Origin of the sequence: Pseudoalteromonas sp. SiA1 (genome assembly GCF_018732205.1) — a bacterium.
Taxonomy (GTDB): Bacteria; Pseudomonadota; Gammaproteobacteria; order Enterobacterales; family Alteromonadaceae; genus Pseudoalteromonas; species Pseudoalteromonas tetraodonis.
Genome location: NZ_CP076084.1, coordinates 1,752,815 through 1,778,687 on the forward strand (window position 1 = coordinate 1,752,815; position 25,873 = coordinate 1,778,687).

General features: G+C 39.9%; 24 protein-coding genes. 12 read left to right on the top strand and 12 right to left on the bottom strand.

The genetic code is table 11. From position 1 onward, the window contains the following. Positions 1-127 precede the first annotated feature (127 nt). Complete coding sequence (locus KK487_RS08080; protein WP_064663950.1) at positions 128-1,054, bottom strand: electron transfer flavoprotein subunit alpha/FixB family protein; 927 nt, start codon at positions 1,052-1,054, stop codon at positions 128-130. Further along, entirely contained in the window at positions 1,055-1,804 is a 750-nt protein-coding gene (locus tag KK487_RS08085; RefSeq protein ID WP_128583823.1) for an electron transfer flavoprotein subunit beta/FixA family protein, read from the bottom strand. Between the two features lie 219 nt (positions 1,805-2,023). Here KK487_RS08085 and KK487_RS08090 point away from each other — a divergent pair, with 219 nt between their 5' ends. From KK487_RS08090 to KK487_RS08110, 5 genes are all read left to right on the top strand, one after another. Then, positions 2,024-3,670: an electron transfer flavoprotein-ubiquinone oxidoreductase gene (locus tag KK487_RS08090; RefSeq protein WP_215521693.1), complete on the top strand. Its 1,647-nt coding sequence runs from the start codon at positions 2,024-2,026 to the stop codon at positions 3,668-3,670. 101 nt (positions 3,671-3,771) lie between these two features. Next, positions 3,772-4,236: an acyl-CoA thioesterase gene (locus tag KK487_RS08095; protein WP_024602547.1), complete on the top strand. Its 465-nt coding sequence runs from the start codon at positions 3,772-3,774 to the stop codon at positions 4,234-4,236. A gap of 249 nt (positions 4,237-4,485) precedes the next feature. Then, positions 4,486-5,055 (top strand): outer membrane beta-barrel protein, encoded by a 570-nt coding sequence (locus KK487_RS08100; RefSeq protein WP_058154661.1) that lies wholly within the window; start codon positions 4,486-4,488, stop codon positions 5,053-5,055. 172 nt (positions 5,056-5,227) lie between these two features. After that, positions 5,228-5,932: a tRNA (N6-threonylcarbamoyladenosine(37)-N6)-methyltransferase TrmO gene (tsaA, locus tag KK487_RS08105; RefSeq protein WP_013464991.1), complete on the top strand. Its 705-nt coding sequence runs from the start codon at positions 5,228-5,230 to the stop codon at positions 5,930-5,932. Between the two features lie 129 nt (positions 5,933-6,061). Next, positions 6,062-7,786, top strand: coding sequence for a proline--tRNA ligase (locus KK487_RS08110; RefSeq protein WP_033103411.1), 1,725 nt, complete (start codon positions 6,062-6,064; stop codon positions 7,784-7,786). 161 nt (positions 7,787-7,947) lie between these two features. Here the strand turns inward: KK487_RS08110 and KK487_RS08115 are convergent, their stop codons facing one another. Genes KK487_RS08115 through KK487_RS08125 form a run of 3 tightly spaced genes read right to left on the bottom strand, consistent with a single transcriptional unit; the run spans position 7,948 to position 10,746 of the window. Next, positions 7,948-9,156, bottom strand: coding sequence for an ABC transporter permease (locus KK487_RS08115; RefSeq protein WP_013464993.1), 1,209 nt, complete (start codon positions 9,154-9,156; stop codon positions 7,948-7,950). Further along, positions 9,149-9,937, bottom strand: a complete 789-nt coding sequence (locus KK487_RS08120) for an ABC transporter ATP-binding protein (RefSeq protein WP_033103409.1) — start codon at positions 9,935-9,937, stop codon at positions 9,149-9,151. The genes KK487_RS08115 and KK487_RS08120 overlap by 8 nt, the downstream gene beginning before the upstream one ends. Beyond that, complete coding sequence (locus KK487_RS08125; RefSeq protein ID WP_013464995.1) at positions 9,934-10,746, bottom strand: DUF3025 domain-containing protein; 813 nt, start codon at positions 10,744-10,746, stop codon at positions 9,934-9,936. The genes KK487_RS08120 and KK487_RS08125 overlap by 4 nt, the downstream gene beginning before the upstream one ends. A gap of 107 nt (positions 10,747-10,853) precedes the next feature. Here KK487_RS08125 and KK487_RS08130 point away from each other — a divergent pair, with 107 nt between their 5' ends. Further along, the gene (locus tag KK487_RS08130) at positions 10,854-12,482 is read left to right on the top strand and encodes a M28 family metallopeptidase (RefSeq protein ID WP_013464996.1); all 1,629 of its coding nucleotides are present in this window, start codon (positions 10,854-10,856) and stop codon (positions 12,480-12,482) included. A gap of 85 nt (positions 12,483-12,567) precedes the next feature. Continuing rightward, positions 12,568-13,737 (top strand): putative manganese transporter, encoded by a 1,170-nt coding sequence (locus KK487_RS08135; RefSeq protein ID WP_013464997.1) that lies wholly within the window; start codon positions 12,568-12,570, stop codon positions 13,735-13,737. A gap of 80 nt (positions 13,738-13,817) precedes the next feature. Here KK487_RS08135 and KK487_RS08140 read toward each other — a convergent pair whose 3' ends face one another. From KK487_RS08140 to seqA, 6 genes are all read right to left on the bottom strand, one after another. Then, a complete protein-coding gene (locus KK487_RS08140) occupies positions 13,818-15,386 on the bottom strand; it encodes a dihydrolipoyllysine-residue acetyltransferase (protein WP_058154663.1) in 1,569 nt (522 codons plus the stop codon). 8 nt (positions 15,387-15,394) lie between these two features. Next, the gene (locus KK487_RS08145; RefSeq protein ID WP_013464999.1) at positions 15,395-16,372 is read right to left on the bottom strand and encodes an alpha-ketoacid dehydrogenase subunit beta; all 978 of its coding nucleotides are present in this window, start codon (positions 16,370-16,372) and stop codon (positions 15,395-15,397) included. Beyond that, complete coding sequence (locus KK487_RS08150) at positions 16,372-17,586, bottom strand: thiamine pyrophosphate-dependent dehydrogenase E1 component subunit alpha (RefSeq protein ID WP_096038451.1); 1,215 nt, start codon at positions 17,584-17,586, stop codon at positions 16,372-16,374. The genes KK487_RS08145 and KK487_RS08150 overlap by 1 nt, the downstream gene beginning before the upstream one ends. Before the next feature lie 265 nt (positions 17,587-17,851). Then, positions 17,852-18,904: a succinylglutamate desuccinylase gene (gene astE, locus KK487_RS08155; protein ID WP_013465001.1), complete on the bottom strand. Its 1,053-nt coding sequence runs from the start codon at positions 18,902-18,904 to the stop codon at positions 17,852-17,854. Between the two features lie 81 nt (positions 18,905-18,985). After that, positions 18,986-20,623, bottom strand: coding sequence for a phosphoglucomutase (alpha-D-glucose-1,6-bisphosphate-dependent) (gene pgm, locus KK487_RS08160; RefSeq protein WP_013465002.1), 1,638 nt, complete (start codon positions 20,621-20,623; stop codon positions 18,986-18,988). 9 nt (positions 20,624-20,632) lie between these two features. After that, positions 20,633-21,214: a replication initiation negative regulator SeqA gene (gene seqA / locus KK487_RS08165; protein ID WP_069439500.1), complete on the bottom strand. Its 582-nt coding sequence runs from the start codon at positions 21,212-21,214 to the stop codon at positions 20,633-20,635. Positions 21,215-21,528: 314 nt separating this feature from the next. Between seqA and KK487_RS08170 the strand changes: the two genes are divergently transcribed. The 5 genes from KK487_RS08170 (at position 21,529) to fur (ending at position 24,062) form a co-directional block, all read left to right on the top strand. Beyond that, complete coding sequence (locus KK487_RS08170; protein WP_008113779.1) at positions 21,529-22,296, top strand: alpha/beta fold hydrolase; 768 nt, start codon at positions 21,529-21,531, stop codon at positions 22,294-22,296. Positions 22,297-22,391: 95 nt separating this feature from the next. After that, positions 22,392-22,613 (top strand): DUF2788 domain-containing protein, encoded by a 222-nt coding sequence (locus KK487_RS08175; protein ID WP_008113777.1) that lies wholly within the window; start codon positions 22,392-22,394, stop codon positions 22,611-22,613. Positions 22,614-22,615: 2 nt separating this feature from the next. Continuing rightward, positions 22,616-22,894, top strand: a complete 279-nt coding sequence (ybfE, locus tag KK487_RS08180; RefSeq protein WP_008113775.1) for a LexA regulated protein — start codon at positions 22,616-22,618, stop codon at positions 22,892-22,894. A 13-nt stretch (positions 22,895-22,907) separates the two neighbouring features. Further along, positions 22,908-23,435 (top strand): flavodoxin FldA, encoded by a 528-nt coding sequence (fldA, locus tag KK487_RS08185; protein ID WP_008113772.1) that lies wholly within the window; start codon positions 22,908-22,910, stop codon positions 23,433-23,435. A 183-nt stretch (positions 23,436-23,618) separates the two neighbouring features. Continuing rightward, complete coding sequence (gene fur / locus KK487_RS08190) at positions 23,619-24,062, top strand: ferric iron uptake transcriptional regulator (protein ID WP_013465004.1); 444 nt, start codon at positions 23,619-23,621, stop codon at positions 24,060-24,062. 71 nt (positions 24,063-24,133) lie between these two features. Here fur and glnS read toward each other — a convergent pair whose 3' ends face one another. Beyond that, positions 24,134-25,798, bottom strand: a complete 1,665-nt coding sequence (gene glnS, locus KK487_RS08195) for a glutamine--tRNA ligase (RefSeq protein ID WP_128583830.1) — start codon at positions 25,796-25,798, stop codon at positions 24,134-24,136. Between the last annotated feature and the right edge of the window lie 75 nt (positions 25,799-25,873).

Below are 25,873 nucleotides of genomic sequence, written 5' to 3' on the forward strand. Positions count from 1 at the left end.
AAAAAAGCCAAGCGCAAGTAATTTAGATAAGTGGCGTTTTTGAATTAAAAAAGCCGCAGAATCAAGAATGAAACGGCGGCTTTAAATCAGAATATTTAACTTTATATAATGCTGTGGTTATTTAACTTTATAAAGCTTGTTCAAGCTCGGGTAATACATCAAATAAATCAGCAACTAAACCGTAATCAGCCACTTGGAATATTGGTGCATCTGGGTCTTTATTAATGGCGACAATAATTTTTGAATCTTTCATGCCTGCTAAATGCTGAATGGCACCACTAATACCCACGGCTATGTATAAATTAGGCGCTACAATTTTACCTGTTTGGCCTACTTGCATATCGTTAGGGACAAAGCCTGCGTCAACCGCTGCACGTGAAGCGCCAATTGCAGCTCCCAGTTTATCGGCAATACCATTAAGAAGTGCAAAGTTTTCACCATTTTGCATACCTCGACCACCTGAAATAACTACATCAGCTGCAGTGAGCTCTGGGCGTTCAGATTCAGTTTGCTCAACACTAACAAAACTACTTAACTGTGAATCAGAGACCGTATCTAAGGTTGTGACATTAGCTGGTGCTTGTTCGCCTTGTAAATCAAAGCTACTTGCACGCACTGTGATCACTTTTTTACTATCGAGTGATTTAACCGTTGCTATGGCATTTCCCGCATAGATTGGGCGTTTAAACGTGTCTGCGTCAATAACATCAATAATTTCTGAAATTTGTGCAACATCTAATAATGCGGCAACACGCGGCATAAAGTTTTTACCTGTCGTTGTGGCACTTGCCACGATATGGCTGTAACTGTCAGCTAGTGATAACACTAGATCTGTCATGCTTTCAGCAAGTTGATGTTCGTACACCGCGTTATCTGCAAGTAATACATTTGTAACACCCTCGATGCTCGCAAGTGACTCACTCATGGCACCTAAGTTTATGCCAGCTAACAATACATCGACATCAAAGCCTAATTTTTTAGCGGCGTTAATGGTTTTTGAGGTTTCTGGTTTTAAGGCACCGTTATCGTGCTCTGCAATTACAAGAGTTTTCATTTAAATCACCTTTGCCTCTGTTTTAAGTTTTTCTACAAGCTGTGCAACGTCTTCAACAATAATGCCGCCGCTGCGTTTTGCTGGTTCTTCTACACGAACGACTTCAATACGCGGTGTTAAATCGACACCTAACGAATCAGCCGCAATAACTTCTAGCGGTTTACGTTTAGCTTTCATAATATTAGGTAGCGACGCATAACGAGGCTCGTTTAAACGTAAATCGGTGGTTACAATCGCTGGTAAATTAAGTGCAACAGTTTGCAAACCGCCATCAACTTCGCGGGTTACATTCACTTTGCCATTTTCAATAACGACTTTTGAAGCAAATGTACCTTGGCCGCAATTAGTTAATGCAGCGAGCATTTGGCCTGTTTGATTATTATCAGAATCGATAGATTGCTTGCCTAAAATAACCAGCTCAGGAGATTCTTGCTCAACCACTTTCGCAAGTAACTTTGCAATATGGAGAGATTCTAGGTTTTGCTCGGTTTCAACATGAATCGCTTTATCAGCGCCAAGGGCAAGTGCTGTGCGTAATTGCTCTTGTGATGCTTTAGCGCCAATAGTCACAACAACTACTTCGCTTGCAGTACCTGCTTCTTTTAAACGAATCGCTTCTTCTACCGCAATTTCACAAAATGGGTTCATTGCCATTTTTACGTTTGTTAAATCAACACCGCTGTTATCAGGTTTAACGCGAGCTTTTACGTTGTAATCAATCACTCTTTTTATTGGTACGAGAACTTTCATAGGGACTCCATAATTATTTAAACCTATAAGCTAACGTATACGTCAACCTATTTATTTTATGAAATCAGACTACTTCCTGTTGACGTAAACGTCAACCTAAAATAACCTTAAACTATTCACAACCTGTAACGTTTAATTTGCATCACAAAATAACAGGTTGCTTAGCTTACTTTTTGCCTATAGGGCAAGAGTGAGTCCGTCATAGATAAAGAGGTTATTATGATTGAACGCGAAACCATGGAATTTGATGTTGTTGTTGTAGGGGCAGGCCCTGCTGGGCTTTCAACAGCAATTAAACTCGCGCAGCAAGCACAAGAAAAACAACAAGAGTGTATGATTTGTGTGGTTGAAAAAGGCTCTGAAGTGGGCGCGCATGTATTATCGGGTGCTGTTTTTGAAACCAAAGCATTGGATGAGCTACTGCCAAACTGGCAAGAATTGGGCGCGCCTGTTACGACTAAAGTCCAAAGCGATGAAATTTATTGGTTTAATAACGAACAAAAAGCAACCTCTATCCCTCATTTTGCAACCCCTAACACATTTCATAATAACGGTAACTACATTGTTTCTATGGGGAATGTATGTCGTTGGCTTGCTGAGCAAGCAGAAAACTTGGGCGTTGAAATATTTCCAGGCTTTAGTGCTCATTCACTTATTATTGAAGATGATGTTGTTAAAGGCATTATTACCGGTGATATGGGGCTGGATAAAAACGGCGACGAAAAAGACGGTTACATGCCGGGTATGGAGTTACGTGCTAAATACACGGTATTTGCTGAGGGCTGTCGCGGCCATTTAGGTAAGCAACTGATCAATCAGTTTGCTTTAGACGATGAATGCTCGCCACAGCATTACGGTTTAGGCTTTAAAGAAATTTGGCAAGTGGATGAATCTAAACATCAGCTTGGTAAAGTAGTTCACGGAACCGGTTGGCCATTGAGTGGCGATACTGGCGGTGGTGCTTTTATGTATCATAGCGAAAACAACCAAGTGGTGGTTGGTTTAATTGTTGATTTAAATTATTCAAATCCACATTTAAGCCCATTTGATGAGTTTCAGCGCTTAAAACACCACCCGGTATTTAAAAACACCCTTGAAGGGGGTGAGCGTATTGCTTATGGTGCGCGCGCCATTGCCAAAGGCGGTTTACACTCTTTGCCTAAAATGCATTTCCCGGGTGGCTTGTTAGTGGGCTGTGATGCAGGCACGCTTAATTTTGCAAAAATTAAAGGTAATCATACGGCTATGAAGTCAGGCATGATAGCTGCTGAGGTCATTTTTAATGCGCTACAAAACGATTTAGCTAACACTGATTTAACCCAGTACACCGCTGAGTTTAAAAAGTCATGGGCGTATAAAGAGCTGTATCAATCTCGTAACTTTGGCCCTGCAATGCATACATTAGGTAAATTTGCAGGCGGTGCATACAACACCCTTGATCAAAACATATTTAAGGGTGCCCTACCGTTTAGTTTTAAAGATAACGTACCCGATCACGCCACTTTAAAAGACGCTGATCAAGCTGAAAAAATTGCCTATCCGAAGCCTGATGGCAAACTCAGCTTTGATAAGCTTTCTTCGGTATTTTTATCAAACACTAATCATGAAGAATCGCAGCCGTGTCATTTGAAACTCAAAGATGCATTAATTCCGATTAAGGTAAATTTAGTTAAATTTGATGAACCTGCACAGCGATACTGCCCTGCCGGCGTTTATGAAGTACAAGAAGTCGAAGGCGAGCAAGCCTTTGTGATCAATGCGCAAAACTGTGTGCATTGTAAAACCTGTGATATTAAAGATCCGAGCCAAAATATTACTTGGGTCACCCCTGAAGGTGCTGGCGGTCCTAACTACCCCAATATGTAACAACCTTTCTAAAGAAATTATAAACTTATCCTAAATTGCAGGGGCTTCGGCCCCTTTTTTGCGCTATGCTGTTAAGTAATATGAATAAATGAGAGTGTGTTATGGCGTCGTCGAGTGTAATTTTTCGTTTTTTAGCAGAGCCTACCGATGTAAATTTTGGTGGTAAGGTGCATGGTGGTGTGGTCATGAAGTGGATTGACCAAGCAGGCTATGCCTGTGCTGCAGGTTGGAGCGGTCATTACTGCGTAACCGTATCGGTTGCAGGCGTTAAGTTTAGCCGTCCTATTTTGGTTGGCCAAATTGTTGAAGTGGAAGCCAAAATTGCACACACCGGCAAAACCAGTATGCAAATTTTCATTCAAGTACGCTGTGGCGACCCTAAAACCCAAAACTTAGTTGAAACTAATCATTGTGTAATAAGTTTTGTTGCTATGGATGAGACGGGTTACCCTGTTGCCGTTCCTGAATTCACATCTGTTACTGACGAAGATAAAAAGCTAGAAAATTACGCCATTAAAATGAAACAAATAGCGATAGAAACAGAAAACTTACTTTATCAAGTTTAATTAAGTACCTTTTGCAGGTATGTATAAACTACAACAAGCTGTAAATTCTACAATTTTTATTTTTTACAAATTAACAGTACGCTTAACAGCTGGATGTTTTGCGTACTGAAACCACCAAAAAAGTTCAATAAATACACTTTAAGAGCAAATATTAAACAAAAAAAATATTGGCATGTTCACTGCAATTAGTAAATCGACGTTTGATGAATCTATCGAACATTAGATTTTATTTTTTAAAGGAGCTATACAATGATTAAAACACTTTCTCTTTCTGCACTTGCTTTAGCAACACTGGGTTTTAATTCAGCAGCACAGGCTGATGTTACCGACATGGACTCTCCACGTATTTATACGGGTATTGGTTACGGCCAATATTCATTTCAGTTTGAAGATAGCGAAAACGACACCGATTTCGATGACGACGCGCAAATGTTAAAAGGTTATATCGGTACTCAATTTAATGAACATTTCAGCCTTGAACTTGCTTATCAAAATTTTGATGAAGTGAGTGACATAGACAGTAAAGCAGAAATTGATGGGGTATCACTAGCAGCGCGTTTTGCAGCGCCAATCACTGAAGATTTTTCTGTTTATGCAAAAGGCGGTTGGTTTGAATGGGATGCTGATTTAACTCAAGAACTACCAGTAGGCAGCGTTAGCGTATCACAAGACGGTGGTGACGTATTTTATGGTGCAGGTATTGAATATGCTTTCACAACCAATATGCAAGTGCGTTTAGAGTATGAGCGTTACGAATTAGATGATGATATTGATCCAGAAATGGACGTTGCGTCAGTATCTTTCCAATATATGTTTTAATAACAACTCAATAGTTGCAATGTAAGGGTAAGGCTAGGTTTAGCCTTGCCCTTTTTTATCTCACATTTAAACCAGTCAGTCTAAACTCTCTTTATGCTGATTATATTAAGCTAATGCCACCAATGGTAATTACAGGTAGAATACCCCCCTATTTTATTTGTTAGCGAGCATTATGAGCGATTATCAGATTTCGGCTATTGGCCATATTCAATCACCGTATAAACAAAAGTTTGCCATTCCTAGACAACCTCGATTAGTGCCAGAAGCAAAAGCTAAACTTATTTTTGCTCCAGATTTTAATCGTGAAGAATTTGTTCGTGGTTTAGATGAATTTAGCCACATTTGGCTGTTATTTCGTTTTCATGAAACCGCGGATAAAGGCTATTCAGCAATGGTGCGCCCGCCGCGCCTTGGTGGCAATGAACGTAAAGGCGTTTTTGCCACACGCGCTACATTCAGACCTAACGCTATAGGGATGAGTGCTGTTAAGTTAGAGGGAATTGAATACAAAAATGGGCAGTTAGCGTTATTGCTCGCCGGTATTGATTTACTTGATGGTACACCTATTGTTGATATTAAGCCTTATTTGCCCTATTCAGACGCTTTACCTGATGCAAGCGCTGGATTTGCCGATACGCGTCCAGAAACTCAAATGAGTGTTGAATTTAGTGAGCAAGCTTTGGAATTTATAAATAAACAAAGCCACTATCCTGAGCTACAAGCATTTATCAGCAATGTGCTAAAACAAGATCCTCGCCCAGCGTATAAAAAGCAAAAACAAGGCATGCAAAGTTATGGTATGAATTTGTATGAATACAACATTACCTGGCAAGTGACTGACTCTCATCATCTGGTTACTCATATAGAGCCCAGTTAAACTAACTTTAAAACCCTGCTATGGCTATAAAATGCGATAAAAAATCACTTAGCGCTTTAGTGTCAATGCATCCGCTGGTAAACTGAGCGCCTTAATTAAAAGAACATATTACTCTATTTCGGAAAAAACATGCGTACTAGTCAATATATACTCGCTACACTTAAAGAAACGCCATCAGATGCGGAAATTGTATCGCATCAATTAATGCTTAGAGCCGGAATGATCCGTCGCGTCGCTTCGGGTTTATACACTTGGCTACCCTCTGGTTTACGTGTGCTTAGAAAAGTAGAAAACATTGTACGCGAAGAAATGGATAAAGCAGGCGCAATTGAAATGCTAATGCCAGTAATTCAACCGGCTGACTTATGGGAAGAATCGGGCCGCTGGAGTGAGTTTGGTCCAGAGCTTATGCGCTTTACCGATCGTCACAATCGTGAATTTGCTATGGGTCCTACCCATGAAGAAGTGATCACCGATTTTGTCCGCAAAGAAATTAACAGCTACAAGCAACTGCCTATTACTTTGTACCAAGTACAAACTAAAGTACGTGACGAACGTCGTCCGCGCTTTGGTGTTATGCGTGCTCGTGAATTTACTATGAAAGATGCCTACTCATTCCATTTAACCGATGAATGTTTAGATGCAACTTATCAAGTTATGCACAAAGCCTACTGTAATATTTTTGAACGTTTAGGCCTTGATTTCCGCCCTGTTATTGCTGATACCGGCTCTATAGGCGGTAGTGTATCGCATGAGTTTCACGTACTTGCTGAATCTGGCGAAGACGCTATTGCCTTTAGTGATGCTAGTGACTACGCCGCTAATATTGAAAAAGCAGAAGCGCTAGCGCCAACTGAATCGCGCCCTGAAGCAAGCAAAGAGCTAAAAGCATTCCCAACGCCTGATGCTAAAACAATTAATGAGCTGAAAAAACACTATGGTGTAAAACCACATCGCGGTGTTAAAACACTGATTGTTTATGGCGCCCCTGATGAAGACGGAAAACGTGGCTTAGTTGCACTAGTACTGCGTGGCGATCACGAGCTTAATGAACTTAAAGCTGAAAAACACCCACTGGTTGCTGCACCATTAGAAATGGCAACCGAGGCAGATATTGTGGCTGCCATTGGCGCAAAACCGGGTTCTTTAGGCCCTGTTGGCTTAAACATGCCAATTATTGTTGATAGAACCGCGAATGTAATGGCTGATTTTGTAGCTGGTGCCAACAAAGACGATGAGCACTTTAGTGGTATTAACTGGGATCGCGACGTAACAGACTACGAGGTTGCTGATATCCGTAATATTGTTGAGGGCGATCCTAGCCCGTGTGGTCAAGGCACGTTGCAAATTAAGCGCGGTATTGAAGTTGGTCATATTTTCCAACTAGGTACTAAGTACTCAGAAGCAATGAAAGCAGGTGTATTAAGCGAATCGGGTAAAAACCAAACAATGACTATGGGTTGTTATGGTATTGGTGTATCGCGCGTAGTTGCCGCTGCCATTGAGCAAAATAATGACCAATACGGTATTACCTGGCCTAAAGCCATCGCCCCTTTCGATTTAGCAATTGTGCCAATGAATATGCATAAATCGCATCGCATCCCTGATATTGCTAATAATCTATATCAAGGTTTGAAAGATGCAGGTTTAGATGTGCTATTTGATGACCGTAAAGAGCGCCCTGGTGTTATGTTTAACGACATGGAATTACTCGGTGTACCTTACACACTTGTAATTGGTGAGCGTAACCTTGATGAAAACAAGGTAGAACTTAAAAACCGCCGCACTGGTGAAAAGCTAATGATAGATATTGATAGCGCGATTGAAACAATCAAAAATCAATTTAATGCATAAGCTTAAAATTAATTAAAAAACCGCTGTATGGTTTTTTCATACAGCGGTTTTTTATTAATTTCTGTAAGCCAAGCTCGATTTTTTAAGTACTCATTTCAGCACTAAAACCTAGTAATAATTAATAAAAAAGGTCGCTCTGCGACCTTTTTTATACTTATGAATTATCTAAACAACACATCTTCACGATTAAACCATTTCACACAAAATGCCAGGAGTGCCCCAGCGATGATTGCTGTTGCTAGGAATATCAATCCCACTAGCGTGTAATCAACGGTGCCTTTAACAATTTCTTTAATCGCTAAGGCGACGTTAGTCACGGGAATAAACGCCGTTTTAGAAGTCAGTTCCATGTTAGGCATTATTGAAATAATAATCGGGAAAAACACGACCATGCTTAATGGCGTCATGTAATTTTGCGCTTCTTTAAACGAGCGTGCATAGATTGATATTGCCAGAGCTAATGCAGAAAAGGTTGCAGCTATAGGCAATAATAAGACAAAAATCATTAGTAAGTCTGTGATAGCCAATGTACTAAAAGCGGCTTTAATAAATTCAAGATCAGCAAAAGCCAGCGCTAAGGCTATCCAACACCCCATACTAATTACGGTTATAGTGGTTGATGCAATTGACGTGGTTAGTAGAGTAATGAATTTACCCAATACTAGCTCGGTACGAGTAATAGGTGTAAGTAATAAGGTTTCTAAGGTACCTCGTTCTTTTTCACCGGCCCCTAAATCAATAGCAGGATACGTTGCGCCTACCAGTACTAACGGAATAAGTAGATAAGGTAAAAACCCACCCACTTTTTCACCTAGGTTTTCACGCTTATCGGCAGTGTCTACTTTAACTACATTAACTGGCTTTAAAATAGATTCTTGTGCGCTTTTATCTATACCAAAGCTCAATAATTTACTTTCTTGTAAAGTATCGCTGTACTCTTTAGCAAGCTCTTTGACACGCTCAAATAAGAAGTTAATTGATTTTGAATCATTAAATACAACTTGCCATTCGCTTTGCTTTTGCTCATTTAATGTTTGCACTGCATCACTTGGCAGGTATATTCCCATGTCGATATCGCCGGCGTTTACACCAGCTTTTAGCTCCTCAATACTGTTGAAGGTTTTATCACCTTTATATAACTCAAAGCTTTTGTGATAAAACACTTTATCAGTAAATTCTGGTGCATAGTCGCCATTGATAATCACATAGGTATTTACTTTTTGTTCAGCATCAAGCGCAGCTTGCGAGGATATAAACGCAACCACAGCAAATAACAACGGGAAAACCACAATAGGAAATACCACCACGAACAATAAGGTTTTTTTATCGCGTAGTAGCTCTGTTAATTCCTTTTTAAATACTTCAAACATCATGTTTCTCCGTTAATATGTTCATAAACGCTTGATTTAATTCTTCACTGTTGCCTGCCTGTTTAAATTCAGCAAGCGTGCCATCAAAACAACTAACGCCTTCATTAATTACCGCAACGCGGTCACATAAAAGTGCTACTTCATCTAAATGATGCGTAGAAAAAATAACAGGAGTACCTTGTGCTTTTAAGCCTTTAATAAAGTTGATCACCGTTTGGGTGGTCATAATATCGAGGCCGGTAGTTGGCTCATCGAGAATAACAACGTCTGGGTGGTGTACCACAGCACGCGCTATATTGGCTTTTTGCTTCATGCCGGTTGATAGGTTCTCAGCGCGTTTATCAATAAATTTATGCATATCAAGTAAGGTAAATAATTCTTCACAGCGTGCCTTAATAGCCTGCTTGCTCATGCCGTGCAGTTTTGCAAAGTACTCTATGTTTTCTTTTACCGTTAAACGACCATATAAACCAGTAGAGCCAGATAAAAAACCAATACACTTGCGCCCAATGAGTGGCTTTTTAATTATGTCGTTTCCTGCAATAGTAATACTGCCATCATCCGGTTTTAAAGCGGTAGAGATCATTCTTAACGTCGTGGTTTTGCCCGCGCCATTCGGTCCTAATAGCCCTAGTACTTCGCCTTTTGCACAGCTAAAGCTGACATTTTTAACCGAGTGAAAATAATCTTTATCTTCACGGGGGTCTATATCATCTATTTTATTTTTTTTATGATCTTTAGTGAGCTTAAACTTCTTTTTAAGCGCGGTAACTTCTATCATTTTCGTGTCCTTCGTTTCGGTCTAAAATAGTCCGTGTTATCGTAAAATGATGGATTGTTATTCTCATCAAACCAACCAGGAACACCTAATAAAGGTAAAGGTGAAAGCTGTTTGTTATCGGCTAAACAATCATCAGTTTTAATCATCTCATAAAGGCGCTGATCTAGGTACTGGTATTGAGTTACTAAATCTTTACAAAATATTTCATCCGGTACATTTACAAATAAGGCTTTGCCAGTCAGTCCAATATAAGGTTTGGTTAACATTTCATAATTAGCATGGCCAAACATGAAAGGCGCAATGGTTTTCCCCCACTGTACTTTGTGCTCTACAAATGCAGTCTTCCATTGATGATCTCTTAACCACTCTTTCCACTGTGATTCGCTGACAGCTAGCACAACCCCACACTCGTCAAACAAGGTCAGTGCGTTACGGTGTTTACTTCGTTGTTTTAATCCATGCAACGCTATTTCATCAACATGACGCTGATTAATAAGGGCTTTTGTTTTTGGAAATAAGCACCAAATAAAACCACCAAACAGATCATGCCAGTTTTGTTGTCGGGTGGGCACGTCCCCTGTTTCAAAAATGACTTGTTCATAATAGCGCTCAGCAAAATCAACCTTGGCATCATCGACAAAACGAATTGGCAGATTATTAGCATTGATGGCGTTTAAATACGGGGTAAAGTACGCAGGCTCAGGCCAGTCTGTTTGCTGATCTATTTTAAACAGCTGACGAAGGTGCTCAAATGCACCTCCATTTATACTCGTTACTTGAAATTGTTCTGGGGGAGTAAAACGCTTCATTGTTACCTTTACTGTACATTTTTATCAGCAACAGTTTACCGCAAAAACTGGTTCTAATTAACAGAAGTTCATATACTAATGCCACTTAGAACAAAAAAAGAGCCAATATGAAACGTTATTTTTCTTTGACCCTAATAACAACGGCAATTTTAGCCGGCTGTGCAACAACAAGTATTACATCTGATGATGTCGCTAAAGGCTACAACAGCATTCAAGCGGATGAAATTGCTAAGCATGTAAAAGTGTTAGCTTCTGATGAATTTGGTGGACGTGCTCCTTCATCTGAAGGTGAAAAGCTTACGCTTGATTACTTAACAAAAGAATTTACTGCTTTAGGCTTTGAGCCGGGTAATGGCGACAGCTTTTTCCAAGAAGTGCCGCTTGTATCGTTAGAAGCAGACTCTGATATGGTGCTTAATATTGGCGGTAAAGACTACCAATACAAAAAAGACATGGTTATGGGTAGTAGCCGTATTAGTGCGCAAGAAGGAATTGAAAACTCGGAGCTTGTATTTGTGGGCTACGGTGTTAACGCACCTGAATATAACTGGAATGATTACGAAGGCCTAGATGTTAAAGGTAAAACCGTTGTTATGCTGGTAAACGATCCGGGTTTTGCAACTAAAGATCCTGCTTTATTCACCGGCGATGCAATGACCTATTACGGGCGTTGGACTTACAAATACGAAGAAGCAAGCCGTCAAGGTGCTGCTGGTGCTATTATTATTCATGAAACTGCTCCAGCGTCTTACCCTTGGTCTGTGGTTGAGAACTCATGGAGTGGCGAGCAATTTGGTTTCGTAAAAGAAAACAATAATATGGACCGTGTTGCTGTTGAAGGTTGGGTTACTGTTGATGTTGCAAAAGAGCTTTTTTCTAAAGCAGGCCTTAATTTTGAAACCGCCAAAGCAAACGCTGCCAAAGGTGCTTACCATGTTGATATGGGCGATTTAACAGCCACTGTGAATGTAAAAAACACCATCAAAAAATCGGTATCTTATAACTTCATTGCCACTCTTCCTGGTAGTAAAACACCCGATGAGCATATTATTTACTCTGCGCATTGGGATCATTTAGGAACGGATAAAAATCGTAAAGGCGATCAAATTTATAATGGTGCCCACGATAATGCGACAGGTACAGCCGGTATGATAGAAGTTGCCGAAGCCTTTACCAAACTAGGTAAACGCCCTGACCGTTCAATGACCTTTTTAGCGGTAACCGCTGAAGAGCAAGGTTTATTAGGCTCGAAATATTATGCCGCGAATCCAGTTATTCCAGCTAATAAAACCGTTGCAAATATTAATATGGACAGCTTAAACCTATTAGGTAAAGTAAAAGATATTAGTGTGGTGGGTATTGGTAAATCACAAATGGATGAGCTATTAGCAACTGCGGCCAAAGAGCAAGGCAGAACAGTATCGGGCGACCCTAAACCATCTTCAGGTGGCTACTACCGCTCAGATCACTTTGCCTTTGCTAATATGGGTGTTCCTGCCATGTATGCCGGTGGCGGTACACAAGCGTTTGACGATGAAACTGCAAATTACCGTAAGCGTATGAGCTTAGTACTGCGTGGTTGTTACCATCAACCTTGTGATAGATACCGCGATGAGTGGGATTTATCAGGTGCGGTTCAAGATTTACAATTATTTTATAAAGTAGGTTTTGATATTTCACAACAAACTCAGTGGCCTACGTGGAATGAAAACTCAGAGTTTCAACGTAAAAAGTAACTACTGCGGCAACACTTAAATGATATTGATTATCATTTAATAAAATAGTACAGTGCGATCTCATTCTTTAATTAGGTCGTACTGTATGTTTTTAACATCCCATTTAGGAGTTATTTCGCCAGCTGCAAAACGTGTTTTTCATCAAAATAAACGCCTAATTTTACCTCTGTTAATTTTAGTCTGTTTAGCCCTGCCCGATTTACGCACCATAACAATTACTGCACTCAGTGATGCTTTTTTTCAAGTGAGTGTGTTTGTTGCTGCGACCTTATTTATTTACTACTACGCGATTGATCATTTACCCCAACTAGAGCTTCGTTACCTAAATGCTAAGTCACCGGTATTAGAGGTCAGCTTTGCTGCTTTTTTAGGCATGTTACCAGGCTGTGGTGGCGCGATTATTGTGGTGACTCAATTTACAAAAGGCCAAGCTAGCTTTGGCGCAATTGTGGCTGTATTAACGGCGACTATGGGTGATGCCGCGTTTTTATTATTAGCGACTCGCCCTACCGAGGGTTTAACCATCATGGCAATAGGGTTTGTGGTTGGTTCTGTAACGGGTTTAATCGTCAACACACTTCATAAAACAGGCTACTTATGCCCAACTGATCAAAAGCACACACCACAGATTACCCTTTTACCGACGAAGATAATTACGCTCAGTAAGCCTATTTGGTACATCGCTATTATTCCGGGGTTACTCATTGCCTTTTTACTCGCTTTTAATATTGATTTGAGCCAATTTGGGCAGTACACCACATTCACTGTTACTCATTTTGGCGCATTAATGGCGTTGTTTGTCGTATTTATGTGGGCGTTATCTTCAAAAGGTGAAAGCTATAAAGAAGTAACCTCAGAAGATGATATATGCAGTCCACCTTCAAAACTCACAAAAGTACTGCAAGATACTCATTTTGTAACCGCGTGGGTGGTTGCCTCCTTTATATTATTTGAACTACTGGTAACAGTGTTTGGCCTTGACTTAAAAACATGGTTTTTAAATTATGCTTATATGGCCCCGCTCATAGCGGTATTAATTGGTTTTTTACCTGGCTGTGGCCCGCAAATAATTGTTACCACTTTATATATTCAAGGGGTTATTCCGTTTAGCGCATTAGCGGCCAATGCCATTTCCAACGATGGCGATGCACTTTTCCCAGCCATTGCCATGACACCTAAAGCGGCTATTATTGCTACAATTTATACCGCCATACCGGCATTAATGGTTGGTTATGGCCTGTATTTTCTGAGCTAAATCAGTCTAGCTTTTATTTATTTAGTTATAAAAAAACCAGCTAGTTGCTGGTTTTTTAATTTATAAATGAATATAAAGACTTAGCGCATAGCCATCATCATTTTAGCTGGCTGCTCTAAGTATTCTTTCCATAAATTATTAAAGCGCGCGATAGTGCCGCCATCAATTACACGGTGATCCCCTGACCAACTTACTTGCATAATTGCACGCGATACCACTTGCCCTTGCTCGTCAAAGCGCGGAAGGTGCTGTAATTTACCTAAGGCAACAATCGCCACTTCTGGCTTATTAATAATTGGTGTAGCTATAGTGCCACCAATCGCACCAATATTAGAAATACTAATAGTACCGCCTTTTAAATCATCTGGTGCTACGCGGCCTTCTCGAGCTGAGTCAGTTAATTGCGTTAAATTATTAGCCACCTCTACAATACTCTTAGTTTGGCAGGCTTTAATATTTGGTACTAATAAGCCCACTTTAGAGTCCACTGCAACCCCAATATTGTGATCATCATAGTAGGTAATTTCACTGCAATCATCATTTACTTTTGAGTTAAGTACCGGGAATTCAGTCATTGCCAAAGATAATGCCTTAATAAAAAACGGCATCATCGTAAGTTTAACGCCCTGTGCTTTATATTGCTCTTTAAGATCAGTTCGAAGTGCAATTAAATCAGTTAGATCAATTTCGTCACTGTAAGTAAAGTGCGGAATCGTTGAAACTGAAGCCACCATTTGTTTTGCCATGGCCGCTTTAATGCCTTTAATTACTTCTGTTCGCGTTCCACCCGCGCTAGTTGCGTGTTCAGTACTACGAGTGTTTTTACTCTGGGTAGTTTGTGGCTTGTTAAGCTCAGAGGTATCCATGCCAGATGGCACTTCATTTTTTATAAACGCTTCAATATCTTGTTTATAAATACGGCCATTTTTACCACTACCTGGTACGCAGGTTAAATCAACGTCAAGCTCACGCGCTTTACGCCTAACCGCCGGTGATGCAACCGCTTTTTCGTTAACTATTGCAGTTTGCGTTTGCTTAGCAGGTGCGTCTGACGTTGCGTTACTTTGTGCTTTTACAACTGCTTGGTTAACATCAACGTCTTCTTTTGCGACTTGCCCTGCAACCGTCATTTGAAATAATGGGCTATGCACCTTCGCAATTTCACCTTTTTGATAATACAGCTTTTGCACTGTACCGGTGTATTTAGCTGGTATTTGTACTAATGCTTTATCGGTCATTACATCACAAACGGCTTGATCTTCTTCTATTTCATCGCCCTCTGCAACTAACCATTCAACAATTTCACACTCAACAATACCTTCACCAATGTCGGGTAAAATAAAGTCTTCTAAGTGTTCACGAGTACTTGTTGGTGAAGAAGCTGTTTGAGTCTCTTCACTAGGCGCTTCACCGGCAACATCCATTGCAAATAACGGCGCATGTACTTTAGCAATATCGCCTTTTTTACAATGCAGCTTAGTGATCACCCCATCGTGTACCGCTGGAATTTGCACTAAGGCTTTATCTGTCATCACATCACAAATAGGCTGATCTTCTTTTACAGTGTCGCCCTCTTGTACCAGCCATTCGACTACTTCGCATTCAACTATGCCTTCACCAATGTCAGGTAATATAAAATCTTTAGCCATGGAAACCCCTAAAAGTTCACTGATTGTTTAATTGCGGCCATTACTTTTAATGCATCTGGAACATATTCTTTTTCGAGCGCCAGCGGGTATGGCGTATCTAGGCCACAAACACGTAAAATAGGCGACTCTAAATGCAGAAAACACTCTTGAGCGATGGTTGCGGCTATTTCTGCGCCAAAACCGTTAGTAATAGGTGCTTCATGACTAACAATAAGACGGCCTGTTTTAGTCACTGATTTAGCAATCGTTTCAACATCCCATGGTAAAATACTGCGAAGGTCAATCACTTCACAGCTAATGCCCTGTTCACTGGCTTGCTTTGCCGCTGCTTCTATAATTTCCATTTGTGCACCCCACGCTAATAAAGTAACGTCAGTACCCTCTTGAACCACTTCAGCTTTACCAAGTTCAATGCTGTAATCTTCCTCAGGCACTTCACCAGTTGAAGCACGGTATAAACGTTTGGGCTCAAAAAATAGCACTGGGTTGTCGTCTTTAATACACGCACGCAGTAAGCCTTTAGCTTGGTACGGGTTACGCGGCACGACAATTTTTAACCCTGGCGTGTGAGCAAAGTACGCTTCTGGCGATTGCGAGTGATACAAACCACCAGCAATACCGCCACCGTAAGGTGTACGAATCGTTAGATTACCCACATTAAACTCATTACCACTACGATAACGAAACTTAGCCGATTCATTCACAATTTGATCAAACGCAGGAAAGATGTAATCAGCAAATTGAATCTCTGCCAATGCAGGTGCACCAAAGGCTGCCAAACCATTTGCAAAGCCTAAAATACCTTGCTCTGTGAGCGGGGTATTGAATACGCGATGCTTACCGTACTTTTCTTGTAACCCTGATGTTGCTCTAAAAACACCGCCAAAATAACCCACGTCTTCACCAAAAATACACGCTTGAGGATGTTCATTCATGGTGATATCTAAAGCAGAATTAATTGCATGTAGCATGTTCATTTTAGCCATTACTTAATTCTCCCTGCTGTTGTTGGGTAGGCGTCTGGATGTGCTTTTATATGCGTTTTAAGTTCATCATATTGACGTTGTAAAGATGGAATTGGCGTATCGTAAACATCTGAAATTAGCTCTTCTAACGCCGGCTTATCAATTACTTCAGCGCGTTTTAGTGCCGCTAAAATATCATCACGAATTGTTTCTTTCGCTTTGATATCTTCTGCGTCATCTAACCAATTTTGTTTTACTAACCATTTTCTAAAGCGCTCAATTGGGCATGTTTTATAGTTTGCTTCTTCATCTTTTGAACGGTAACCGCTTGGATCATCTGATGTTGAATGCGCACCTAAACGATACGCTATCGATTCAATTAATACCGGTTCACCTTGTGTTGCAGCAATTTCGCGGGCTTTTTTAGTAGCCGCGTAAACGGCGAGCGCATCACTGCCATCAACACGAATGGTTTTAATACCATAACCCACACCACGCGATGCAATCCCATCGCCTTTAAATTGCTCATCGGCTGGGGTTGAAATAGCATAACCATTGTTACGTGCAAAAAAGATAACCGGTGCTTTATGTACTGCAGCCATATTTAAGCCTGCATGAAAGTCACCTTCTGAGGCAGCCCCTTCACCAAAATAACAAATAGTAACGTTATCAATAGTACTTGCTAGTTCACCTGTTTTAGCATCAATGTGTTTTACTTTTTGACCATATGCGTAACCCGTAGCCTGTGGAATTTGTGTTCCCAAAGGTGATGAAATGGTCATGTAGTTAAGTGCTTTAGAACCATAATGGATCGGCATTTGACGGCCTTTACCTAAATCTAATTCATTCGAAAACATTTGGTTCATAAATTGATCAAGGGTAAAACCACGATAGTGTAAGGCTGCTTGTTCACGGTATTGCGCCATGATCATGTCATCTTGTTCAAGGGCTGCAGCAGAGGCTGTTACCGCCGCTTCTTCCCCTAAACACTGCATGTAAAAGCTAACACGCCCTTGGCGTTGAGCACCCTGCATACGTTCATCCAATAAACGAATAAAACGCATGGTTTCGTATAATTTAATAGCGGTGTGTTTAGAAATATCAGGTGCAGGAGCACTAGGATGAATGTCGCCGTCCTCAGTTAAAATACTCAGGGTTGGAATATTAAGTGCGTGGCCGTCAATAAACTCAAGCTCATGATTAATATTCAGCGATACGTTATTGGGATTACTCATAACCTACCTTCTTTTGTTGTCGGTATCACAGCGCCCCTTTGGATTATTATTATGGGTGATAGTTGCTGAATAAACTTTGCAACATCTGCACTGTATTTAATTAAAGCTGCCAACACTTTACGTTAACGTAAAGTGTTATTCAACAAAACTGTGACCAAACAAAAGTAAATAATGAGCAAAAAACTGGCAAGTTAACTATACATATAATTAACCACTTATTAATCAGTTGGTTAAACTTTAATAACAAGTGGTCTGATGTGTTGATTTAGCTAAAGCGGCTATCCACTTGCATAGGGACTACTGTAAGTAATGCACGTTGCCCAATGGCTACCTGTGCGTTAGGAAAAATAATTGCTTCCCCTTCTACGTCGGCATATATGGCATTATCGCCATCGGTGGCTAAAAGCTCACCCTTTGCAAACCCTGTAAAATTCTCGGCATCGTCAGAAAACGGAAAACTAAAGTTTTGCTCTGTGCGGTTAATAGTTCGATGAACAGAAAACAACTCAAAGTCGCTTGCATTAAATTCTGGGTATTTTACTTCTTTTTGGCTAATTAATGCAGTTAGAGTTTGTTTTGTTTTTGCAAAGCGTGACATGTCGTTTTCACCAAAGGGTTTCACTTGCCCAAGCTCTACAGTAAATGAGTCGGCACCATGCACAAACGACGAATAGTAGCTAAACGTGGTGGCTGGCGACTTCATCATCAATACTGTATTCACACCACAGCTTAATAAGAACTGCAGTTGCGACTTTTTCCAAGGCTTGCCATGTAAGAATGGGTAAACAGCAAATTTTTCGTTTTTAGAACCGCGAATAGCGGTATGTAAATCATAATGACAGCGATACGTACCCTGCTCTGAACGGGCGTAAAAATCGCTAACATATTGCTCAAGTTTATCAGCGCGAACGCGTTCGTCGTTCATCGCTATACCATCAACAGTGTGGTGGCCGTTAAACAAGCGGTTTAAGTTCTCTTCTACAAATCGTTTACCAATATTAATTGACTGAGGATTACCAAAAATAAATAAAACCCGTTGTTGTAATTCAAGTTGCCCACTAATAATGTGTTTAATGAGTTCATCGCAAATTTCAATGGGGGCTGTCTCATTGCCATGAATGGCACTGGATAGCACCACATTTTTTGAGGTTATACAATCTGGTTCAAACTCAATCACTCCGGTATCGTGTATGGTAACCTGAGTATTGTTATTAAGCGTAAATTGACCTGCCTCTAAATGCCATTCATGGTTTCGCGAAAGCGTTAAAAAATCACCATCTTGTTTTAATTGATTAATATATTCTGCAGTGGCTGACATAACGATAAAAGCCCTTTTTTTTGTAAATTATAGATACAAAAACGGCTGATAAAATCAGCCGTTTTTAGTTGTAATTGCATATTAGCTAATCACTGAATCAACCAGTTTTTTAGCTTCTTTTTCTAATAAGGCCAAGTGCTCTTCGCCTTTAAATGATTCTAAGTAAATTTTATAAATATCTTCTGTACCTGACGGACGCGCCGCAAACCAGCCACTTTCAGTTACCACTTTTAGCCCACCAATAGCTGCATTATTACCTGGCGCATGAGTTAGCTTTTGTAAAATAGGCTCACCCGCTAAGGTATCTGCTTTTACGTCATCAGCACTGAGTGCTTTTAATCGCGACTTTTGCTCAGGCGTTGCTGGCGCATCTAGGCGTTTATAAAGTGGCGCACCAAACTCTTGCTCTAGTTCTTTATACAGCGCAGACGGTGTTTTACCTGTAACAGCAAGAATTTCAGCGGCGAGTAAGCCCATGATAAAGCCATCTTTATCTGTACACCAAACCGTGCCATCAAAACGTAAGAAAGCCGCTCCAGCGCTTTCTTCACCACCAAAGGCCAATTTGCCTTTGTTTAAACCCTCAACAAACCATTTAAAGCCAACGGGTACTTCTTTTACTTTACGCTTGTTGCGCTCAGTTACTTTGTCAATCATTGAGCTAGAAACAAGAGTTTTACCGATTTCAACACTGGCATCCCAATCACGATGCGTTAGTAAATAGTCAATCGCTACGGCTAAAAAGTGATTAGGATTCATTAACCCATCTGGTGTTACTATGCCGTGACGGTCATAATCAGGGTCATTACCAATCGATAAATCAAAATCATCTTTAAGGGCAATTAAATTAGCCATTGAGTAAGGTGATGAGCAATCCATACGAATTTTGCCATCTTTATCAAGCGGCATAAATGCAAAACGCGGATCAACACTGTCATTAACGACCGTTAAATCTAAATTATATTTTTGCGCAATCACTGGCCAAAAGTTAATGCCTGAGCCACCTAATGGATCAATACCAATCTTGATGCCTGCATCGCTAATCGCTTTTAAATTAATAATGTTTTTTAAATCATCAATATAAGGCGTCATTAAATCTTCGTAGCGAATAAAACCAGAACGTGAAGCTTTAGCAAAAGGAAACAGTTCTACTTCAACTAAGTCTTCTAATAATAATTGATTGGCTCTGTCTTCAATCCATTTTGTAACGTCTGTGTCTGCAGGACCGCCATTGGGCGGGTTATATTTAAAACCGCCATCTTCTGGTGGATTATGAGATGGAGTCACTACAATGCCATCGGCAAGCTCATTAGGATGATTTTTATTATAACTAACAATAGCATGGCTAATAACTGGCGTTGGAGTAAAGTCACCATTTTCTTGGGTGATCACTTGCACTTCATTAGCAACCAACACTTCAATTGCTGAGTTAAAGGCCGCCTCGCTCAGTGCGTGGGTATCTTTACCTAAAAATAACGGACCAAATATATCGTTCTGTTTTCTGTAATCACAAATAGCTTGGGTGATTGATAATATGTGTGATTCGTTAAATTTTACATCGTAGGCACAGCCTCGATGCCCTGAGGTGCCAAATGCAACACAATGCTCGGGGTTTTGCTCTAAGTCAGGCTCATTTAAATAATACGCAGACACTAACTTTGGTACATTCACTAAAGCCGATTGTGGTGCAGTTTTACCTGCGCCGGAATGAATTGCCATGGTCTTTCCTTAAAGATAATCACGAATTTTTTCAGCTTGCTCGTTGCTATAGCCTAAACTAAGTGCAACTTCATGCAGCATCATTTTTTTACGCGTGGTATTAGAATTGGTCATCACCCAATATTCACTGTCAGTGATATTTTTTGGGTTCATACTACTACCGCTATTCACTAAGTCTTCTTTACTGGTCGCGAAGTAAACACGATCTCGACCTTTAATATCTAGCACCGCAGAGAAATCTGTTTTATGGGTTCGATAAAATGCACTTAAAATAAATAAGAAACGACCTACAACGCCTTTTTGCATCGCCAATTCTTCTTTATTTAAAATATTAAATACGTTTGCATTTTTTTTATTTACCGGCGGTTTTGCCACTTGGGTTGGCTGTTCAACGTCTGCTATTGGTTGTTCTAATGGTGAATTAGACACACTAACGGTTTCATTTTTATGATCAGTGTCTTGTTTGGTGTTAATTTTTTCGCCGTTAAGATTTAATAAACGACGTAAAATAGTGGATGCACTCTCACCAATACTCTGTGTGTTGCTTGCAATGTACTGATATAACTCGTCGTCTATGTCGATTTGTTTCATGTTCTTCCTGTCATTACGGGTCACATTTTTCTTTCGATATGATTATACCCAAATCACCTCAAGATGCGAGCGTCGTTGGAATTAAAAGCGATTTAGGCAAGACATTATTACAAATAATAGTTGCTCCAGTTTTAAAACCTATGACGAGTATAAATCACTTTTAAACCCTCACTGCCTTAACATATAAATAATTAATAACGACCAAATAATCAGGGAGCTAGGTATATTTGTACATAACGTTTAAATAATATCTGTATTTTTTGCTTTTTAGGGTAATGCTCGGCAAACTATGCGCAAAATTGAAGGAGGCGTCTATGCAATTAAATTACAAACAAATTGGTCAAGGTCCAAATGTTATTTTGATCCATGGACTGTTTGGCTCTTTAGAAAACCTTAATGTGATTGCAAAGCCATTAAGCGAGCATTTTTGCGTAACCAATGTTGATTTACGTAATCATGGCCTTTCGCCCCACAGCGATGAAATGGATTATACTGAAATGGCTAATGATGTTGTTGAATTAATGACGGCATTAAACATACAAAAAGCGCATCTGGTTGGGCACTCTATGGGCGGCAAAGTGGCGATGCAAATAGCACTGAGCCATACTGATTTAGTCGATAAACTAGTGGTTCTTGACATTGCGCCTGTGAGCTACCCTGCGCGCCATACTCAAATACTTGAGGCTTTAAATGCAGTAAAAAATGCAGATATTAGTGATAGAAAGCAAGCTGATTTAATAATGCAACCGTATATAGAGGAGTTAGGTGTACGTCAGTTTTTATTAAAAAGTTTATATAAAAATGATGATGGGCACTTTGTTTGGCGCTTTAATTTACCTGTGCTCGATGATAAATATTCAACTATTACCGCAAACATTAATGCAAATAATTCTTGTTTGTGCGAAACTCTGTTTATTAAAGGTAATGACTCTGACTACATTTTAACCGAGCATCGCGAAGCGATTAATGCGCTGTTTAAAAACGTCAGTGCAAAAATCATTCATGGTGCGGGTCATTGGTTACATGCCCAAAAACCACAGGCTGTAAACAAAGCAATCAATGATTTTTTAACTGCAGTTTAATGTTATTTTTATGGCGTGTTTTTGATTTATCACACTAAATAATTAAAGATTTATGTGCTATAGTACGCGCCGTTTAATTTAAAGGTTATACGTCGATGGTCAGTCAGTTTATTAACGAATTTGATACCTTAGGGTTGTATTTTGGCTTAGCAGGTATTTTTATTTTTATCGGCTTGGCAATTAAAGACGTACTGAAAAGCGGCAATGTGCCTAAATTTGGTCGTTATATTGTGTGGCTGGTACTCTTTTTAGGTTGCTCTGGCTTTATTGCCAAAGGACTTATTCAGGTATTTTGGCAAGGTGCGGGTGTAGGTTAAGCATGGCCAAGTCAGAAACAGATAGAACAACGCTTGATTTATTTGAATACGAGAAACGTCCAGGAAGACCTAAAACTAATCCCCTTCCTCGGGATATGCAGTTAAAGGTTAATAAACGTAATCAAATAAAAAGAGATAAGGCACGTGGTTTAAAGCGTGTTGAATTTAAAGTTTCGTCACAGCTGTATCAGGCACTGAGTGATATGGCAGATGCACAAAATATTAGCCGCAGTGCGTTGATCGAAACAATTTTACAAGAAAGATTGGCTATTGATAGATAAAAGGTTTAAATCCATGGCAAGTGTAGGCATTTTTTTCGGAAGTGACACAGGTAACACAGAACACGTAGCAAAAATGATCCAAAAAGAATTGGGTAAAAAGCTCGTTGCTGTGCATGACATTGCAAAAAGCTCTAAAGAAGAGATTGCTGAGTTTGATCTGATCTTATTCGGTATTCCAACTTGGTATTATGGTGAAGCGCAATGTGATTGGGATGATTTCTTTCCTGAGCTTGAAGAAGTAAGCTTTGAAGGTAAACTAGTGGCTATTTTTGGCTGTGGCGACCAAGAAGACTATGCAGAATACTTCTTAGATGCTATGGGCATGATTAACGATATCGTAACAGAACGTGGCGCTATTGTTGTAGGCCATTGGCCTACAGACAGTTATGATTTTGAAGCATCAAAAGGCATGGCTGATGACAAGCATTTTGTTGGTTTAGGTATTGATGAAGACCGTCAGCCAGAATTGACTGAGCAGCGTGTTAAGCAGTGGTGTGCTCAGGTATATGATGAAATGTGCTTAAGTGAGTTAGCAGATTAATCCCCCCCTTTTAAATGCTAACTGTTTAAAATATTATCAAACAGTTAGCATTTTCCGCGTTAATATTGATATAGATCAATTGTTCTTTGCACTTCCTGCTAAGGCACGTTATCCTAACTGTTATTGTGACGAGTACATCTTGCAAGATGTCTAGTATAACTAAATAAAATTGAGACAGATTTAATGACTGATCATAACTTGGAACTTAAAAAAGCCGGGCTAAAGGTAACTTTACCGCGTATTAAAATTTTAGAGATTCTTCAATCTCCAGATAACCAACACATAAGCGCTGAAGATGTTTACAAGGTTTTATTAGATCTAGGCGAAGAAATTGGTCTTGCGACTGTTTACCGTGTTTTAAATCAATTTGATGATGCAGGAATTGTAAGCCGTCACCACTTTGAAGGCGGTAAGTCAGTATTTGAACTTTCTGGCAGCACTCACCATGACCACTTAGTGTGTTTAAAATGTGGCAAGGTTGTTGAGTTTGAAGATGATTTAATTGAACGTCGTCAACTCGAAATAGCTGAAGAAAACGGTATTAAGCTGACCAATCACTCTCTTTACCTATATGGCGAATGTGAAGATAAAGACGCGTGTAAAGCGTTTGCGCAAAGCAATAGTTAAAAGCCTATTTAGTTTAATAAAAAAAACCTGCGATTAAGCAGGTTTTTTTATAACTAAAAAATAGAGCAGTATTATTTGTGCTCTATTTTAGCCCACGAATCACGTAAGCCAACCGTTTGGTTAAATACCACGTTTTCTGATTTAGTATCACGTGAGAAATAACCGGTACGCTCAAACTGAAAACCTTGTGCAGGTACAGAATTAGCCAATGAAGGTTCAAGTTTAGCATTAGAAATAACCACTAATGAGTCTGGGTTTAACGTGCTTTCAAAGTCCTCTGCGGCTGCAGGGTTAGGCACACTGAATAAACGGTCATATAAACGTACTTCAGCTGTCACTGACTCAGGCGCAGATACCCAATGAATAACCCCTTTTACTTTACGACCATCGCTTGGATTTTTACCCAATGTTTCAGGATCGTAAGTACAGTAAATAGTGGTAATTTCACCATTGTCGTCTTTTTCAACACGCTCTGCCTTAATCACATAAGCACCACGTAAGCGTACTTCTTTATCAAGCACTAAACGTTTAAACTTATTGTTCGCTTCTTCACGGAAATCTTCGCGTTCGATAAAAATTTCACGCGTGAAAGGCACTTCACGGCGACCCATTTCTTCTTTATTTGGGTGATTAGCCACAGAAAGCGTTTCTACTTTATCGGCTTCATAATTCTCAATCACAATTTTCACTGGATCAAGTACAGCCATTGCACGCGGAGCATTTTCGTTTAAGTCATCACGGATACACGCTTCAAGCATGCCCATTTCAACCATATTTTCCTGCTTAGTAATACCGATACGCTGACAGAATTCACGAACAGATGCCGGTGTATAACCACGACGACGCAGACCCGCAATGGTTGGCATTCGCGGATCATCCCACCCTTCTACGTGCTTATTAACCACTAAGTCATTAAGCTTACGCTTTGACATAATTGTGTATTCAAGGTTTAAACGTGAAAACTCAATTTGTTGCGGGTGACATTCAAGGCTGATGTTATCCAATACCCAGTCATATAAACGACGGTTATCTTGAAACTCTAGCGTACATAATGAATGAGTAATGCCTTCAAGTGCATCAGAAATACAATGCGTGAAGTCGTACATTGGGTAAATGCACCACTTATCCGCTGTTTGATGATGATTAGCAAAACGTATACGGTATATAATTGGATCGCGCAGCACCATAAATGAGCTGGCCATATCTATTTTAGCGCGAAGGACACATTCACCTTCTTTAAATTCACCGTTACGCATTTTTTCAAATAATGCGAGGTTTTCTTCAGGTGATGTTTCGCGGTATGGGCTGTTTTTACCAGGCTCTTTTAATGTACCACGGTATTCGCGAGCTTGATCTGCAGTTAAGAAACAAACATACGCTAAGCCTTTATTAATAAGCTCTACCGCATAACCATAAAGCAGATCAAAATAGTTTGACGAATACTTAATCTCACCATCCCAATTAAACCCTAACCACTGTACGTCTTCTTTAATTGAATTAACGTAGTTAATATCTTCTTTTTCTGGGTTTGTATCGTCAAAACGAAGGTTACATAAACCGTTATAGTCTTTGGCGATACCAAAATTTAAGCAAATTGATTTTGCATGGCCAATATGTAAAAAGCCATTAGGTTCAGGTGGAAAACGGGTATGCGTTGTGGCATGTTTTCCACTTGCTAAATCTTCATCAATTCGGGTTCTAATAAAGTTATTTGGGCGATTCTCGATTTCCGCCATAGGATTATAAACCTCTGTATATTGCGTGATAACAAAACTACTGCATTATTACAAAAACCAACCTTAACATACAGT